This window comes from Vibrio sp. 1727, from assembly GCF_033344415.1.
GTDB classification, from domain to species: Bacteria; Pseudomonadota; Gammaproteobacteria; order Enterobacterales; family Vibrionaceae; genus Vibrio; species Vibrio alginolyticus.
In genome coordinates, this window is record NZ_JAWPOT010000005.1 from 50,478 (window position 1) to 68,476 (window position 17,999).

At 45.5% G+C, this 17,999-nt stretch carries 11 protein-coding genes; 1 reads left to right on the plus strand and 10 read right to left on the minus strand.

Annotation, left to right across the window (positions count from 1 at the left end):
- Positions 1–52: 52 nt before the first annotated feature.
- On the plus strand, positions 53–1,465 hold the full coding sequence (locus tag R8O10_RS07235; RefSeq protein WP_318191255.1) for a phosphoglucomutase/phosphomannomutase family protein: 1,413 nt from the start codon (positions 53–55) through the stop codon (positions 1,463–1,465).
- 157 nt (positions 1,466–1,622) lie between these two features.
- On the opposite strand, the gene R8O10_RS07240 is transcribed toward R8O10_RS07235, so the two are convergent.
- From R8O10_RS07240 to hrpB, 10 genes are all read right to left on the minus strand, one after another.
- A complete protein-coding gene (locus R8O10_RS07240; protein ID WP_318191256.1) occupies positions 1,623–2,654 on the minus strand; it encodes an ABC transporter ATP-binding protein in 1,032 nt (343 codons plus the stop codon).
- Positions 2,654–4,279: an iron ABC transporter permease gene (locus R8O10_RS07245; protein ID WP_318191257.1), complete on the minus strand. Its 1,626-nt coding sequence runs from the start codon at positions 4,277–4,279 to the stop codon at positions 2,654–2,656. Before R8O10_RS07245 ends, R8O10_RS07240 begins: the two co-directional genes overlap by 1 nt.
- Before the next feature lie 99 nt (positions 4,280–4,378).
- The gene (locus tag R8O10_RS07250; RefSeq protein ID WP_005386566.1) at positions 4,379–5,392 is read right to left on the minus strand and encodes a Fe(3+) ABC transporter substrate-binding protein; all 1,014 of its coding nucleotides are present in this window, start codon (positions 5,390–5,392) and stop codon (positions 4,379–4,381) included.
- A 152-nt stretch (positions 5,393–5,544) separates the two neighbouring features.
- Positions 5,545–6,774: an ammonium transporter gene (locus tag R8O10_RS07255; protein WP_318191258.1), complete on the minus strand. Its 1,230-nt coding sequence runs from the start codon at positions 6,772–6,774 to the stop codon at positions 5,545–5,547.
- Between the two features lie 27 nt (positions 6,775–6,801).
- The gene (locus tag R8O10_RS07260) at positions 6,802–7,140 is read right to left on the minus strand and encodes a P-II family nitrogen regulator (protein WP_005386570.1); all 339 of its coding nucleotides are present in this window, start codon (positions 7,138–7,140) and stop codon (positions 6,802–6,804) included.
- Positions 7,141–7,328: 188 nt separating this feature from the next.
- Positions 7,329–7,697, minus strand: a complete 369-nt coding sequence (locus tag R8O10_RS07265; RefSeq protein WP_182016242.1) for a YacL family protein — start codon at positions 7,695–7,697, stop codon at positions 7,329–7,331.
- 99 nt (positions 7,698–7,796) lie between these two features.
- Positions 7,797–10,394 (minus strand): bifunctional aconitate hydratase 2/2-methylisocitrate dehydratase, encoded by a 2,598-nt coding sequence (gene acnB / locus R8O10_RS07270; protein WP_005380009.1) that lies wholly within the window; start codon positions 10,392–10,394, stop codon positions 7,797–7,799.
- 268 nt (positions 10,395–10,662) lie between these two features.
- Complete coding sequence (locus tag R8O10_RS07275; RefSeq protein ID WP_047102650.1) at positions 10,663–12,993, minus strand: patatin-like phospholipase family protein; 2,331 nt, start codon at positions 12,991–12,993, stop codon at positions 10,663–10,665.
- A gap of 122 nt (positions 12,994–13,115) precedes the next feature.
- Positions 13,116–15,488 (minus strand): penicillin-binding protein 1B, encoded by a 2,373-nt coding sequence (mrcB, locus tag R8O10_RS07280; protein WP_005380020.1) that lies wholly within the window; start codon positions 15,486–15,488, stop codon positions 13,116–13,118.
- Positions 15,481–17,949, minus strand: a complete 2,469-nt coding sequence (gene hrpB, locus R8O10_RS07285) for an ATP-dependent helicase HrpB (RefSeq protein WP_318191259.1) — start codon at positions 17,947–17,949, stop codon at positions 15,481–15,483. The genes mrcB and hrpB overlap by 8 nt, the downstream gene beginning before the upstream one ends.
- Positions 17,950–17,999 lie beyond the last annotated feature (50 nt).

The following is a 17,999-nucleotide window of genomic DNA, read 5'->3' on the forward strand; positions in this document are numbered from 1 at the left end:
CTAGCAAAGATTTAAGAGGCGGTGGGATGCCGCTCTTATCGAGGATCGAATCATGATCAAATTTGGTACAGGCGGTTGGCGTGCATTTATCGGTGAGGAGTTCACCAAAGATAACGTACGCTTGGTTGCCCAAGCAGTTGCAAACATCACGAATAACGAATCGGTTGCTGATCGCGGTTTTGTGATTGGCTATGACCGTCGTTTTCTTTCCGATAAAGCAGGTCGTTGGTTCGCTGAAGTTCTAGCAGCAAACGGCATTATGGTTAGCTTTATCGACAAATTTGTCCCAACACCTATCGTAATGTTTAAAGCGAAAGAAATGGGCTGCGCATACTCGGCATGTATTACCGCATCACACAACCCTGCCGATTACAACGGCATTAAAGTCTTCATTGAAGGCGGTCGTGACGCAGATGAAATCATCACCCAAAAAATCGAATCACAAATAGACGCGCTCACTGCGCAAGATGTAAAAAGCGTCGACTTTGAACAAGCGGTTGAAGATAAGCTGATTGAAATCATCAATCCGATGAACGAATTCGTTGACTCAATCATCGACTTTATCGACATCGAAGCGATCAAGAAGGCGAATTTACGTGTTTTGATCGACCCAATGTTTGGTGTCGCGAAAAACGCACTGCAAACCGTATTAATCAACGGCCGCTGTGACGTTGATGTGATTAACGATGGCAAAAACCCAGATTTCGGTGGGTTAATGCCTTCGCCAAGCGCTGCAACACTCTACCGTTTGATGCACCTAGTGAAAGAGCAAGGTTACGATATTGGCATCGGTACTGATGGCGATGCGGACCGTCTTGGTATTATCGACGAAAAAGGTAACTTCATTCATCCAAATGAAGTGCTACTGCTGCTTTACTACTACCTACTTGAATACAAAGGCTGGAAAGGCTCCGTGGTACGTAACATCGCAACCACCCACCTTCTCGATAAAGTCGCCGAAGATCATGGCGAGAAATGCTTTGAGGTTCCTGTAGGCTTTAAGCACATCAGCTCCAAAATGGAAGCGGATGACTCACTGATTGGCGGGGAAAGCTCTGGCGGCCTAACCATTCGCGGCCACATCAAAGGTAAAGACGGCGTATTCGCATCAAGTCTATTGGTAGAAATGATTTCAGTAACCGGCAAGAAGCTGTCTGAGTTGCTGGATGAAATCTACGGCAAGTACGGCTATGCCTACATGGCAGAAGGCGATTGCAAGTTCAAACCAGCGCAAAAAGACGTACTGTTCAACAAGATTTATGTTGAAAAGCAGTTGCCTGAGTTTGAGTTTGAAATCGAAAAAGTCAGCTATGAAGATGGTGCGAAAGTCTACTTCAAAAACGGCGGTTGGATCATCGCTCGCTTCTCTGGCACTGAGCCACTGCTACGAATTTTTGCAGAGATGCAAGATAAGGACACTGCGGAACGTGTTCTTCAACAGTTTAAAGACTTCTTGTCTTTATAACTGAACCTTGTGCCCGCTTCGAGCACTATGATGAGAGTCAACGCTGTCTGAAAAGGCGCTCATCAACAGGAGAAGAGCACTTGCCCGGCTCCACAGCCGGGCTTTTTTATTGTATGTTGGAAAGTCGTAAACGAGATAGCAAAGATACTCAGGAGCGTTAAGCAAATGCCAGGACGCCTTGCGTTTCAATTTTCACCGCGACGGACTCACCTATATTTAATGCTTGCGAAGCTGTAGCTAACAAACGGTCACCATTCGCGTTAATCACATAACGGCAGTGATCACCCATAAAATGCTGTTCCAATACGGTTACCGAACTATCTTCATCGGATTGAATTTGTACATGCTGCGGTCTTAGCAGTAAAGAGCACTCCGCCTGTACTGGAATATCTTGTTGAGCCGTGGCTTCAACCACGCCCAAGTGGGTTTCATATTCTGAATTCGAAACTCGTTTAGCAGCAAGGTAACTGCCACCACCTAAGAAATCAGCGACAAATTTACTTGAAGGTTGGTAGTAAAGCTCAGATGCTGTGCCATATTGCTCGACGACTCCATTGTTCATCACTGCCATTTTATCGGCGAAAGCAAAAGCCTCTTCACGGCTATGCGTAACAAAAATGGCAGTCACACCTTGGGCCTTAAAAATCTTACGGATCTCACTTATCAACTCATGGCGAACTTGCGTATCAATATTAGAAAACGGTTCATCCAGTAACAGTAAGTCTGGGCTGTAAGCTAATGAGCGAGCAATCGCAACACGCTGCTGCTGTCCACCAGACAATTGATGAGGATAACGATCGCCATAACCTTGAAGATGCACGAGTTCTAACATCTCTTGAACTTTGGCATTTTTCTCTTTTGTCGAGCACTGCTTTAAGCCAAAGGCAATGTTTTGCTCCACCGTCAAGTGAGGAAAAAGTGCGTAATCTTGGAAAATCATCCCTATATTACGCTGTTCTGGCGGCAACCAGTTTTCCCCATCATCAATTGTGACGCAATTTAGACTCATTTCGCCTGACGTTAACGGCAATAATCCCGCAACGGCCTTTAATAGTGTTGTTTTCCCACAGCCACTAGCTCCTAGCAAACAGACAATCTGCCCTTGTTCTACCTCAAGAGACAATGATTCGAGTACGGTTTGATCATCATATTGGCACGTTAGGTTTTTAATTGATAATGCACAGCTCATCAGTGATTTTGCTCCAGTGAACGGTTAACAACAACAAGCGGGATCAACCCAACAAGAACCAACAGGACCGCTGGTAAAGCGGCCAATTCTAAATGCTCATCCGAGGCGAAGTTATAAACGTATGTGGCTAGTGTTTCAAAGTTAAACGGACGAAGTAACAAAGCCGCATTGAGCTCTTTCATTGACTCGATAAACACTAATAAAGCCGCAATCAGTGCACCGCGCTTAACCAGCGGAAAGTGCACGCGCCACAGCATGGCATTGGGCTTACAACCCATAGTGCGCGATGCCATATCTAACGACGGAGAAATTTTATTTAAATTACTTTCGATACTACCAATCGCTACCGCGGAAAAGCGCACAACCATGGCAAATACTAGTGCGAACATGGAACCAGAAAAGATAAGTCCCGGCCTTCTCCACTCCATGGCTTTAGCAACGTCGTTGACACGATGATCCATAAACAGCACAGCGACCATCACACCGATGGCTAGTACCGTTCCTGGTACTGCATAGCCCATAGAAGAAAGACGCATAAATGCCAAGCTTTCTCGTTTACCATTGACTCGATGGGTAAAGTTAACGATCAGTGCGACAGCAACACCAATAATCGCAGCAATAACAGACACAACTAAGCTATTCCATGCGTATTCACGAAACTCTGAGGTCCAACTCTGTGCAAAATAAGTGATCGCATAATCAATCAGCTGTAGTAGCGGCAAAATAAACGCGACCGAAACCAAGCCCCAGCACCAAACTAGTGCGGTCCACTTTTTCCAGCCCGTCAACTCGTAACGAAAATCTTCGTGACTGTTAAATTGGCTTTGAAAAAGCTTTTGTTTACGGCGGCTGTATCGTTCGGCACTAAGAAGCAGTACTACAATGACGAGCATCATGGCAGAAATCTTGGCTGCCGCATTAAGATTAGAGTACCCCAACCAAGTATCGTAGACCGCTGTGGTTAACGTATTCACCGCGAAGTAACTTACCGTACCAAAGTCACCAATGGTCTCCATTGCGACCAATGATAAACCCACTGCGATAGAGGGTCTTACTAACGGCATCGAGATGCGCCAAAAACTTTCCCATGGAGAGCACTTGAGCAAACGCGCGCTTTGCAATAAAGAGACATTTTGCTCCATAAACGCAGCCCGGCACAATAAATACACGTAAGGATACAACACCAAAGCCAACACAAAGGTCGCACCAGGCAACGTACGAATGTCAGGGAACCAATACTCGCCAGGTCCCCATCCGGTTACATCACGCAAAAAGATCTGAATCGGGCCTGCAAAATCAAACCAATCAGTAAAAATATAACCAATGATATAACCTGGCATTGCAAGAGGTAGTACCAATGCCCACTGCAACCATTTTTCGGTCGGCAGTTTACACATGGCCATTATCCAAGCGCTTGGAATACCAAGAATTAAGGACAGCACCATTACGCCAACAGTTAGCGCAACCGTGTTAAAAATATAAGTCGGCATGACCGTTGCCATTAAATGAGCAAACAAATCATCCGTTTCACCAATCGCGGTGTAGAAGATCGCTAAGATCGGCAAAACCAGTAGCAGAGTTATTACCCCACTACTGGTTTTCCATAAAGAGTGTTTATCTTTCATCGCCTAATTACTGCCAGGCTGTATGAAATACAAATGCTGTTGCAAATACATCTCATATCCTTTAATCAAATGGGGGTACTGTTATACCCCCACAAGGAATTAAAGGTCAAATTTCACTTCGTCTAATAGCTTAATTGCCGCTTCGTGGTTGGCTGCAATATCGTCTAGAGAAAGCTTGTCTGCTTTAAAGTCACCCCAAGATTCCACAAGCTCAGAACGCTTCACGCCTTCTTTAACTGGGTACTCATAGTTAACTTCTGCGTACATTTGCTGCGCTTTGTCACCCGTTAGGAATTCCATTAGCTTCACAGCATTGTCTTTGTTTGGAGAGTACTTCGCCATCGCCATACCAGAGATATTCACGTGAGTGCCTGTAGTCTCTTGGTTAGGGAAGTTGATGTAAACTGCATCAGCCCAAGCTTTTTGCTCTTTGTCGTTAACCATTTTACCTAGGTAGTAGCTGTTACCTAGAGAAACATCACATAGGCCTTCTTTGATCGCTTTAACTTGTGCACGATCGTTGCCTTGTGGTTTGCGAGCAAGGTTTGCTTTCACGCCTTCCAACCACTCTTTGGTTTCTGCTTCGCCATTGTGAGCAATCATTGCTGAAACTAGAGAAACGTTGTACGGGTGCTTACCGCTACGAGTACAAATTTTACCTTTGAACTCTGGCTTAGCTAAGTCTGCGTAGTTGAAATCTGCGCCTAGTTTACCTACGCGATCACGTGATGAATAAACGCTACGAGAACGTAGAGTTAGAGCAAACCACTCATTCTCTTTATCTTGGTATTGAGCAGGTACGTTTTCTTCAATGATTTTGCTATCGACTTTCTGAACTAAACCTTTGTTTGTCAGTTCAGCTAGACGGCTGATGTCTGTCGTAAGAATAACGTCAGCAGGGCTGTACTCACCTTCTTGAGCTAGCTTTTCTGCTAAGCCTTTTTTAGCAAATTTTACGTTTACTTTGATGCCAGTTTCTTTAGTGAACTCATTGAACATAGGTTCAACTAGGAAAGGTTGACGGTAAGAGTAGACGTTCACTTCTTCAGCAGCCATTGCTGTTGGAGCTAGAGTAGCGCAAGTTAGTGCTGAAAGAGTTAGCAGTTTTTTCATTGTTTAATCCTTTACCATGCTAATGATAACGTTTATCAGTTGCGTTATTATATGTATGTTCAATAAGAAGACAATGACGAATATTAAAAAACCTGCTCATCGGAGCAGGTTTTATTGTGTTAAGTGTGTAACCATTTATTACAAGCTAATGATTATTTCACCGTAACAAACTCTGGGTAAGCACCAACACCACAATCATGCATGTCCATACCTTCCATTTCTTCATCTTCTGTAACGCGAATCCCAACGGTTGCTTTCAAGATTGCCCACACAATTAGGCTGGCACCAAATACCCAAGCAAAGATAACTACGGCACCTAAAAGCTGTGCACCAAACGTTGCATCACCGTTGCTCAGTGGCACTACCATTAGGCCGAAGAAACCACACACACCGTGAACTGAGATAGCACCTACTGGATCGTCAATTTTAAGTTTATCTAGAGCAATGATACTGAATACAACTAGTGCACCCGACACTGCACCAATCGCAACCGCGTACAGTGGTGATGGCGATAGAGGGTCTGCAGTGATGGCAACCAAGCCAGCTAGCGCGCCATTGAGAATCATCGTTAAATCGGCTTTACCCCAAGTAGTTTTACAAACGAATAGCGCCGCAATTGCACCGGCAGCCGCTGCTGCGTTAGTGTTTAGAAAGATCTGACCAACCGCTGTCGCATTCTCAAAATCTGAAACCATCAACTGAGAGCCACCGTTAAATCCAAACCAACCAAACCAAAGGATAAAAGTACCCAACGTTGCCAAAGGCATGTTAGAACCTGGAATCGGATAAATTTCACCATTTTTACCGTACTTACCCTTACGCGCGCCAAGCAGTAACACACCAGCTAGAGCAGCAGAAGCACCTGCCATATGTACGATACCAGAACCCGCAAAGTCACTAAATCCAGCTTCTGCTAGGAAGCCTCCACCCCATGTCCAGTAACCTTCCATTGGATAGATAAACGCAGTTAAAATCGCAGAGAAAATCAAGAAAGACCAAAGCTTCATGCGCTCAGCTACCGCACCAGAAACGACGGACATGGCAGTTGCAACGAAGACAACTTGGAAGAAGAAGTCAGACTCTAAAGAGTGGTCGGCCCCTTCACCTTGGGTACCAATTAGCGTACCAAATGAAGGTAACCAGCCTCCTTCTCCATTATCGACATACATGATGTTATAACCGACAATCAGAAACATCGTACATGCGATGGCGTACAAACAGATGTTCTTCGTAAGAATTTCTGTTGTGTTTTTAGAGCGCACAAGGCCAGCCTCTAGCATCGCAAAGCCTGCTGCCATCCACATTACCAACGCACCGGAAATGAGGAAGAAAAAGGTGTCAAGTGCGTAACGTAACTCGGTTACTGTTGTTGCTAATTCCATAATAAGTATCTCCAATCCTTTGAATTCTTAAAGTGCTTCTGCGTCCATTTCGCCAGTTCGGATACGCACCGCTTGGTTCAGATCGTAAACAAAAATTTTACCGTCGCCGATTTTTCCGGTTTGCGCAGCTTTTGTAATTGCTTCAACAACGCGATCTACATTGTCTGCGTGAGTCGCGATTTCAATTTTCACCTTTGGTAGGAAATCAACTTGATACTCTGCACCGCGGTACAATTCCGTGTGACCTTTTTGACGACCGAACCCTTTAACTTCTGATACTGTCATCCCTTCGATACCGACATCAGCCAATGCTTCTCGTACATCGTCTAATTTAAACGGCTTAATAATGGCATTGATTATTTTCATTGAGTTATCTCCGAAGCTTTCATCCTGAAACACTTCTTATAATCCAATCTACGTGCCAAGTTTTTAAGTCATTGAATAATAAAAGCTAACCTCAATTTACATATCTATAAACAAAAAGAGCGCACCATATCGGTGCGCCCTTTTCACAAATTTAAAGCAACGGCAGAGAAGTTACCCAAAACTGTGCATTAAATGTTCAAAAAGTCTTTCCATTGTTCGATAAGTGTCATGAAATCCTCTATCCCACAACTTGCTGTACTTTCTGCATTGTAGAAGTCGAACTCACTTTCCATCTCGACATCATATTCATGGGCTAATGCGTTTTCTTGTACAAGAACTTCGTCGCCCTGAATCATCAAGCTAATTTCCGTGCCTGTTAGGTTATGCTCCTGAGAAGGCGCTAAAAATGACCGCTCAATTAGCTTTTCAACTTGTGCAATCTTCATCGGATCTTTGCCAATTTCTTCTTGCAACCAGCGCCCTACAATCTCATGTCCCATGCTACATTTTACGTAGTACTCGCCCATCAACGTGTTACGAATGAATTCAAATTCCACCGAGATTGCCTATTTCGTATCAATTTGGTGCGAGTATAGCGAATTGCTCCCATAAAAAAAGCACCTCATGTGAGGTGCTTTTGAATTGTGCATTTCTGATTATGCTGGTTCTTGGAAGATCACTTCGTCCGCTTTCTTGGTGTATTGATCCATTTTATGGAAGTTCAAGTAGCGGTACGTATCCGTTGCCGTAGCGTCGATTTGCTTCGCGTATTCTAGGTATTCTTCTTTGGTTGGAATCTTACCTAGGATTGCACCTACTGCAGCTAGCTCAGCTGACGATAGGTAAACATTCGCACCAGTACCCAGACGGTTCGGGAAGTTACGCGTTGAAGTCGACATTACTGTTGATTTATCTGCAACACGTGCTTGGTTACCCATACAAAGTGAACACCCTGGCGTTTCAATACGAACCCCTGCACGTCCGAAGATACCGTAGTAGCCTTCTTCAATCAGTTGGTCTTTATCCATCTTTGTTGGTGGCGCTACCCAAAGGCGCGTTGCTAACTGGCCATTGAACTTATCAAGCAATTTACCTGCTGCGCGGAAGTGACCGATGTTCGTCATACAAGAACCGATGAACACTTCATCAATCGCTGTGCCTTGTACTTCAGACAACAAACGAGCGTCATCTGGGTCATTCGGTGCACATAGTACTGGCTCATTGATTTCAGCCATATCGATTTCAATCACATGTGCGTATTCAGCGTCTTTATCTGCTTGCATCAGCTCAGGGTTTGCTAGCCACTCTTGCATTGCTGTAATGCGGCGCTCGATAGTACGGCGATCACCGTAGCCTTCAGAGATCATCCACTTCAGCATCACGATGTTAGAGTTTAAGTACTCTTCGATCGACTCTTGAGACAATTTCACAGTACAACCTGCCGCCGAACGCTCTGCAGATGCATCAGAAAGCTCAAATGCTTGCTCAACCGTTAGCGTTTCTAAGCCTTCAATCTCAAGGATACGGCCAGAAAATTCGTTGATCTTGCCCGCTTTTTCTACCGTTAGTAGACCTTGCTGAATCGCGTAGTAAGGGATGGCATGAACAAGATCACGCAGTGTAATACCCGGTTGCATCTCACCTTTAAAACGAACCAAGATTGACTCTGGCATGTCTAGCGGCATAACGCCTGTCGCAGCTGCAAAGGCAACCAAGCCCGAGCCGGCTGGGAATGAAATACCCAGAGGGAAACGAGTATGTGAGTCACCACCCGTACCGACAGTATCCGGTAGTAGCATACGGTTTAGCCATGAGTGGATAATACCGTCACCAGGACGAAGAGATACACCACCGCGGTTCATAATAAAGTCCGGAAGTGTATGGTGAGTGTTAACGTCTACTGGTTTTGGATAAGCCGATGTGTGACAGAAAGACTGCATGACAAGATCAGCAGAGAAGCCGAGACACGCCAAGTCTTTAAGTTCATCACGAGTCATAGGGCCAGTAGTATCTTGCGAACCTACTGTCGTCATTTTCGGCTCACAGTAGGTTCCAGGACGGATGCCTTCTACGCCACATGCTTTACCAACCATTTTCTGTGCAAGCGTGTAACCCTTGCCAGAATCTGCGATTTCACCTGGTTTGCGGAATACGTCCGAAGGCTCAAGACCTAGCGATTGACGCGCTTTGTCTGTCAAACCACGACCGATGATCAATGGGATACGACCACCAGCACGAACTTCATCAATCAGTACTTCTGTTTTTAGCGAGAACTCAGCTAGAACCTCACCAGTTTCGTGGTTGCAAACTTTACCTTCATATGGGTAAACATCGATAACATCGCCCATGTTGAGCTTAGTTACGTCAACTTCGATTGGTAGTGCGCCAGCATCTTCCATTGTGTTAAAGAAGATAGGGGCAATTTTGCCACCAAGCACATACCCACCAGCTCGTTTGTTTGGAACGTAAGGGATATCATCACCCATAAACCAAAGCACTGAGTTGGTTGCAGATTTACGTGAAGAGCCAGTACCAACAACATCACCAACGTAAACCAATTGATGGCCTTTGTCTTTTAACTCTTCAATTTGCTTGATCGGGCCAATAGTACCCGGTTGATCAGGGTTTATTCCTTCACGCTCGTTTTTAAGCATCGCCAGTGCGTGTACTGGGATATCAGGGCGAGACCAAGCGTCAGGTGCAGGTGAAAGGTCATCCGTGTTCGTTTCACCTGTTACTTTAAATACGGTTAGAGTGACTTTTTCTTCAAGCTTAGGCTTAGAAAGGAACCACTCAGCATCAGCCCATGATTGAAGTACTTTCTGTGCATGCGCATTGCCTGCTTTCGCTTTCTCTTCTACGTCATAGAAAGCATCAAACATCAGCAGCGTATGAGACAGCGCTTTTACTGCGATCTCTGCCAGTGCTTCATCATCCAATAGCTCAACTAGCGGTTCGATGTTGTAACCACCTTGCATAGTGCCTAGCAGTTCAGCCGCTTTTTCACGACTCACTAATGGTGATTTAACTTCACCTTTTGCTACTGCTGTTAGGAAACCCGCTTTTACATAAGCAGCTTCATCAACACCTGGAGGGATACGGTTTTCAAGTAGGTCAAGAATGACTTCTTCTTCACCTTGCGGGGGATTTTTCAGAAGTTCTACAAGTCCAGCAACTTGTTCTGCGTCTAGCGGTTTAGGAACAACTCCTTCAGCAGCACGCTCTTCGACGTGTTTACGGTAGGCTTCAAGCACGACTTTTTCCTCTCATTGCGGTTCCTCCTCTATTATTACTATTGTTAAAGTAAAGGAGTGAACATCCTTGGAAACTTGGCTCTCCATTGCCCTTGTTTTCATTCAATTATGATTGAGAAACAGCGCCGTAGAGGCCAAACTGTGGGCAAAATAATAGCAAATTTAACCTTAAATTAAAATCTTATCATTTTGACCAACATAGCAACTTACGACTAAAGTTCTGCTAATTTTGACCAAATATGCCAAGTTTTTGCTTTCTCATACCCGATTAATTAAACGATGTTCCTACGATCAAATACACAGCATCCAAATCTTGCTCGGTACGACCGTATGCCAACATTATTGGTCCTATTGGTGAGTCAACACCAAAGAAGATGGAGCCAGCATTGTAAAGCGGCGCTTCGTTTAGTTTCAGATCATTATCAGACCAAACACCGCCATATTCGACCGATGCGCCCAGGTAGACTGGAGCTTCAAACAATCCGAAATCATTATCAAACCACTTATATCGGTACACCAAACTGCTGAAAAATAAGTTCTGTCCGATCAGGCTATTTCTTGGGATTCCAGATAGGCTTAAAAAGCCGCCCAACTCTCTGGGATCAAGCGGTAAAGATGAGTTTTTACTCTCTACAAAACTATATTCAGCATGTCCGACTAAAGTATGACGCTGATGACTCACTGCACCTTTAAATCGTGCAGAGATTTCATAAACGGTATCTTCAATAATTTTGTCAGTTTCTAAAAGGCTAACGCCTTGAGGACTTTGATCATGAGACACTAAATATTCGAGATCGACTAAAAGCCCACGAGTCGGAAATGCGAAATCATCGAGTGTATCTAGGCGATAATTGGCAAACAGGCCACGACGTTCAAAATCCAATTTACCAGCAGAAGCCAAAGTAGAAAGCTCAATATCTCCGGTTGAGTAGCGAGCGCCAAATCGAAGCTCTTGCCACAATGTGGGTTGGATACCTATCGCTAACTCTGTTGTAAAATCATCGTAAGTGACCGGAAAAAAGTCATTTACTGACTCTAAATCTGGTGCTTGAGGCTCTGTTAAAGGTAAGTTTCGGCTCTCACTGCCATAGGAAATACGCCCCGATACAAAAAGTTCTTGGCTAGATAAAACAGGGGAATACAACTCAGCTTCAATCAGCTTATCCGTGCCCATTTCTACGTTGAACGCCAACTCCGCGCCATGAGAGTTCAAGTTGGTAAAGTTGGTTGATATCCCTATGCCGTACTGGCTATCTGTATCGAAGTCATCTTCAAGAAAAAATCGGAAGTTGAGATAATTAGGCCCCCACGACTTCTCGTTAACATCAAAAACCAACAATGTCTCACCATCAACCTCTTCAAAGTGATAAGTGATGAGCTCGAACCGATCTAACGCGTAGAGGTTTTCAACGGCTTTCTCAATTTCGGCCGTTGAAATACGACGTCCGGTTTCTAATTCAATACGATTCGTCAGCAACACATCGCTGTAGTGCGTGTTATTTACAATCACAATGTCATCAACCACACGCTGATCGCCATAAATCAAAGTTTTACGAACTTCTTGTTTGCGGTCGATGTATTTTTGATAGTCCGCGTTGGACAAGCGTAACTCTTTCAGCTTGTCTTTTAATTGCTTGGTAATATCGTACCCAGCTTGAAAAGCCCAAGGCATTTTGTCGAACTCGACGGTTTCCATGGTGCCCACATTGGGACGAATATAGATATCTTGAGGTTCAAGCTCGTCCACTTGCTGTTGTGTACTACGACGAACGAGATAGTTAGAGAGTTGGTCCGCGACAGTAAACAGCCCCGTAAATTCATCTTCGGTTTTGTAGTCGGTGCTAATATCGACGGCAATAACGACATCAGCCCCCATGGCGCGAGCCACATCGACAGGCATGTTATTGACGACGCCGCCATCGACAAGCATATGGCCATTGAGCTTATAGGGAGGAAGCGCTCCTGGTACAGACATGCTAGCCATCATGGCGTCCACAAGGTAACCATTGCCCAGTACGACTTCTTCTAAGGCAAGAATATCTGTCGCAACAGAACGATAAGGAATGGCAAGATCATCAAAAGAATCGAATCGCCCTAAGTTCCCTGTAGTCTCACGCAATACTCGCAACATGTTCTGGCCTTGCACCACACCCGTTGGTGCTCGTACCTCACCGAACCTTAAGCCGAGGTCGGTATTAATTTGATAGCGGTCTTCATACTCTTTGTCACGAACTCGACGTTGGCTACGGTCAACACGATCTCGATAACCGCTGCCCCAATCGACGGTGTAGATAAAACTCTCAATTTCATCAGCACTCATCCCCGTGGCATAGAGCCCACCTACATAGGCGCCCATACTGGTACCGGTCACAATATCGACAGGGATCTGCATTTCTTCCAATGCTTTTAAAACCCCAATGTGTGCCGCCCCTTTCGCTCCGCCACCAGCGAGCACAACCGCCACCTTTGGTCGAGGTTCCAAGTCATCCGTTTTTGTTAGAGAGTTTGCGAGGGAAACAGAAGGAGTGATCATCAAAAAGGTACTAACCCAAAGCGCAAAGTTGCGAACCGATGGGCTTGATAACAGCTTTTTGAACATTCACTTCTTCCTTTATTGAATATCTGATCAAGTAGGGCGTGCTAGCAGTACTGTACTAACACGCCCTAATATGTACTAAGAATTAATCAGATAAACAAGCTAATGTTGTTGATTTGGCGATGCTACCAATCAAATATGCTATTTAACCAGTTTGATTTCTTCTCACACTGTTGCTTTATCTGACCGGTTTTATCCCAAACCGGCAGTTTGTAATCACTACGGCAGTTCATTTCTAAACCTCCATCAGATGTAGGCTTGAACCCTAATGTGGTGATTTCTCTTGGCCATGGGAGCTCTAAGCGCTCAGGAATACGCTGCTTCAAGTACTCTGCGTACACTCGTAATGCACCACTCGACCCCGTTAGATTCACGGGTTTATTATCGTCGCGGCCTAGCCAAATTGTCGTCACCTCACGACCATCAACACCGACAAACCAACTATCGCGGTTGTCATTACTGGTACCCGTTTTTCCTGCCAATGCAGCCCAACCAAACTGGCTTTGTAAGAAGCGGCCAGTGCCTTGAGCAACCCCTTGTTTCATCGCGTAGGTCGTTAGCCATGCAGCTTGTTCATCCACGGCTCTTGATGAACGAGGCAAGGATTGATACAGCACATTACCTTCCATATCCATGACTGAGCGCAGAGCGGTCAGTTTTGCACGCTTACCTGAATTCGTCAGAGTCTGATACATCTGTGCAACTTCGAATGGCGTCAAAGAAAACGAACCCAAAAACATCGAAGGCACTGGGCGAATTTCGTCTTTGTTCACGCCCAAACGCTCTAAAGTATTGGACACTTCAGGAATGCCAAGTGCCATACCTAAGCGCACGGTTGGTACGTTAAGTGATTTCGCTAAAGCAATGTAAAGTGGCACATCACCACGATATTTTCTATCGTAGTTGCGCGGCGTCCACACGTTACCTTTACTGCTCTTCAGACTTAACGGCGTGTCGTGTAGCGTCGTGCCTAGGTTGTATTTATCCGGTTGTTCTAGAGCCGTTAAGTAAATCGCTGGTTTCACCAAAGAACCAATCGGACGACTGGCATTGAGCGCGCGGTTAAAGCCTTCATAACCGACACGTTTACCACCTACCATCGCACGGATTTCACCACTATGGCGATCAACGGCCACAGCTGCGGCTTCTAACTCTTTACCACCCCGTTTAGCTAGTTCTGGGATCTTTTTCGCGATAGCTTGTTCCATTTTGCTTTGCGATACTGGGTCCAGAGACGTAAATACGCGCAGTCCGGTCTCTGCCTTAAATCGCTCCCCAACTTTTTCTTTTAATTCAATACTCAATTGTTGGAAATAAGCTGGCTGACGGCTCGCAATACGTGGCTTGCTTTGCGTATCGAGTGGACGGCTTACAGCTTGTTCATACTGCTCTGAAGTCAACATGTTTTGCTGCATTAACAGGCGCAGAACGAGATCACGACGCTCTTTCGTTCTCTCAGGGTAACGAATTGGGTTGTAGTAAGACGGTCCTTTTACCATCCCAACTAACATCGCCAGTTGATCGATTCGCAACTCCTGAATTGGCTGCCCAAAATAGTAACGCGACGCCAAGCCAAACCCGTGGATCGCTTCACCTCCACTTTGACCTAGGTACACTTCGTTTAGGTAGGCTTCTAAGATACGATCTTTGCTGTAACGGTAATCCAAAATTAGCGCGATATAAGCTTCTCGAACTTTACGCCACAGTGTTTTATCACGAGTCAAAAATAGGTTTTTTGCCAATTGCTGAGTCAACGTACTACCGCCTTGAACAGTACGACCCGCCTTAATGTTCGCAACCAATGCACGTGCAATCGCGAGCGGTGACACCCCGTCATGTTGATAAAAATCCCGGTCTTCGGTCGCAAGCAGCGCATCCACTAAAATTTCTGGGAACTGATCACGACGTAAGAAAAGGCGCTGTTCATCACGGTCTTTCTCCAGCATGCCCAACATCTTCGGTTCTAGGCGCAAGTAACCAAGGTCTCCTCGAGATTCTAAAGACTGAATACGTTGCAAGCCGGAATCAGAGAAATGCAGCATAATGTGACGATCCGGCTCGGGACCATCGGCAAACTCGAATGGACGACGAATCAATTCAATCCGAGTGGAAGAAGAGGAATATTCGCCTGGGTAACGAGGTTGACTCACTTTACGGTAATTCAACACATCTAGCTCGTTGCGCAGTTCTTGGATGGTGATATTCTCACCAGGGCTTAGATTCAAGATACGGGCATAAACCACCGTTGGCAGCTCAAACAGCTGGCCTTCAAAGCGTTCTTTCACCACACTATCTAAGTAAATCCCAACAAACAGCAAAACAGCGGCAAGTGCAACGCCAGCTTTCCAGCTAAACGACCACAGAACTTTCAACCACGAACGTTTCTCGTTAGTCGGTTTTTTACTCGGCGTACGTCGAGTCTGTTTTGCGGTTCCTTTATTGGTTGTACTTTTCTTCGCTGGCGCTTTTTTCGCGCTAGGCTTCTTGCTGTCAGTCATTATTCAATTGTCTTTTTGTTTTCGTTGTTGCTACATGATTGGCAGGATCATCTGGCCAAACGTGTTTTGGGTAGCGCCCTTTCATCTCTTTTTGAACGTCTTTGTAGCTTCCGTTCCAGAAAGCCGCCAAGTCCGACGTTACTTGCAATGGACGTTGTGCCGGTGAAAGCAGTTCAAGCACCAAACGCTTGCGGCCAAGAGCCACCGTTGGGGAACCACTCTCCCCAAATACTTCTTGCATACGCACCGATAATATCGGCTCGTGGCCATATTGGTAACGGATACGCTTCTTTGAACCTGTGGGTAGTTGGTAATACTCAGGTAACCATTCATCCAGTTGTTGATTGAGTGGCCAACCTAATAGAGCATTAAGCGCTTCGACCAAGTTTATCTTGCTCAGGTCTTTAACCGAGCTGACAGACGTCATGTATGGTTCTAACCACTCCTCTAATGAATCCAGCAAACTGGCTTCATCAAACACTGGCCATGACTGCTCAGGTAACCATTCCACCGCACAACGAATCCGAGCCAACAAGCTCTCCGCTGCCGGTGTCCAGTTTAGACTCTGTAAGCCCTGGCGGCGGACATACGTGAGTAAAGCTTGTGTCATTTTTTCTTTGCCCGGGCTTGGCAACGGCTCGCGTTCAACGACCAGCAGACCGAGTTTTGTTTGTCGCTCAGCTATTAGACGGCCTCTTTTTTCATCCCAGTCCACTACTTCTTCAGACGAAAATAGCGTATCAAAGGTCGTTCGCAATATATTGACATCCAATTCACATGCCGAATGAATTTGACTTGAGTTAGAATGAGAACGCATTAAGTCAACGGCAACCAAATACTCACAGCCACCTAGCATGTCTTCCTGACGACATTCTGCACCATGACCATTAGCCAAAGTAAATCGCCCAAATTGATTTGTGCGCTGCTGCGCAATGCGATCTGGAAATGCCAAACTTAACACCAGCGGTAATGCATCTTCATCCACGCCTTTCAGGTCAAATACCGTATCCAATTTGTACGCTAGAGATTGAGCACGCTTGAACAACATCGACTTTTTTGGATGAGTACCAACAAGCCAACGATGCAAGCTATGAGCGATATTGGTAACACTCCTCTCTGGCTCTTCAATCAGTGCGACCGCCGCCAAAGCAGCATTTAACATCTTATCACTGTAAGATTGCGCTTTAATTAGCATCGCAGCCGCACGAGGCTCAACGCCTAGTTCATGCGCCTGTTTTCCTTCGGACGTTAATTGCCCTTTTTCCGTCAGTAGTCCCAATGACACCAATAGCTGCTTCGCTTGTTCCAATGACGCATTAGCTGGAACATCAAGCCACTTTAGATCGTGGATATCACTCGCTCCCCAAAAGGCAAGCTCCATAACTAAACTAGCTAAATCGGAATGCAAAATTTCGGGTTGGGGAACCAGCGGTTGCTGCTTGAACTGGTTTTCAGAATAAAGACGAACACAAATGCCCTCTTCTATTCGTCCCGCTCGTCCTGTACGCTGAATCGCTGAAGACTGTGCAATGCGTGTTTGCTCTAAGCGTGTTAAACCGTTTTTCAAATCAAAGCGGGCAATACGCTCTAACCCAGAATCAACGACGAGGCGAATGCCTTCAATCGTTAGTGAAGTTTCTGCAATGTTGGTCGCTAGAACGACTTTACGCTTACCTTGTTCTGCTGGCGTAATCGCTTTTTGTTGATCTGCAAAGCTCAGTTGACCATAAAGTGGGCATACGTCGATATCATCCGCTAAATGAGACAACCGCTCTTCAACTTGTTTTATGGCACCAACACCCGGTAGGAAAGCTAACAAAGATCCAGACTCTTTGTTCATAAGACTTTCTATTGTTTTTGCCATACTCGTAGGTAAATGCTCGTTCACACCTAACGGCTGGTAGCGCATTGCCACATCAAAGCTGCGCCCTTCAGATTCAATGTAACTGGCTTCCGGCAACAACGATTGTAATGCTTGTTGGTCAAGCGTTGCCGACATTACCACCAGCTTGAGATCGTCTCGCAATGCCTCTTGAACTTCTAAACTGAATGCCAAAGCGGTATCGGCATGAATGCTGCGTTCATGAAACTCATCAAAGATCAGTAGATCAACCCCATCCAGTTCAGGGTCAGTTTGGATCATCCTGGTCATGATCCCTTCGGTCACGATCTCCAGCTGCGTTGCAGAACTTACCTTTGCCTCGCCACGAACTCGATAACCCACGCGTTGACCAACTTGTTCTCCCAATTGCTCAGCAAGATAACGGGCAATGTTACGCACCGCGAGTCGTCTTGGCTCAAGCATGATGATTTTTCCAGCAACCGAATGATTTAAGAGTAACTGCAAAGGGAAGTAAGTCGACTTACCGGCACCAGGCGCCGCTTTTAAGATCACTTGATGTTGATTTTTGACCGCCGTCAGCAACTCAGGCATCACGGCTTCAATCGGCAATTGTGACAAAGGAAATACCTTATGGTGTAATGATGGCAACATTGTACATAAAAAATTTT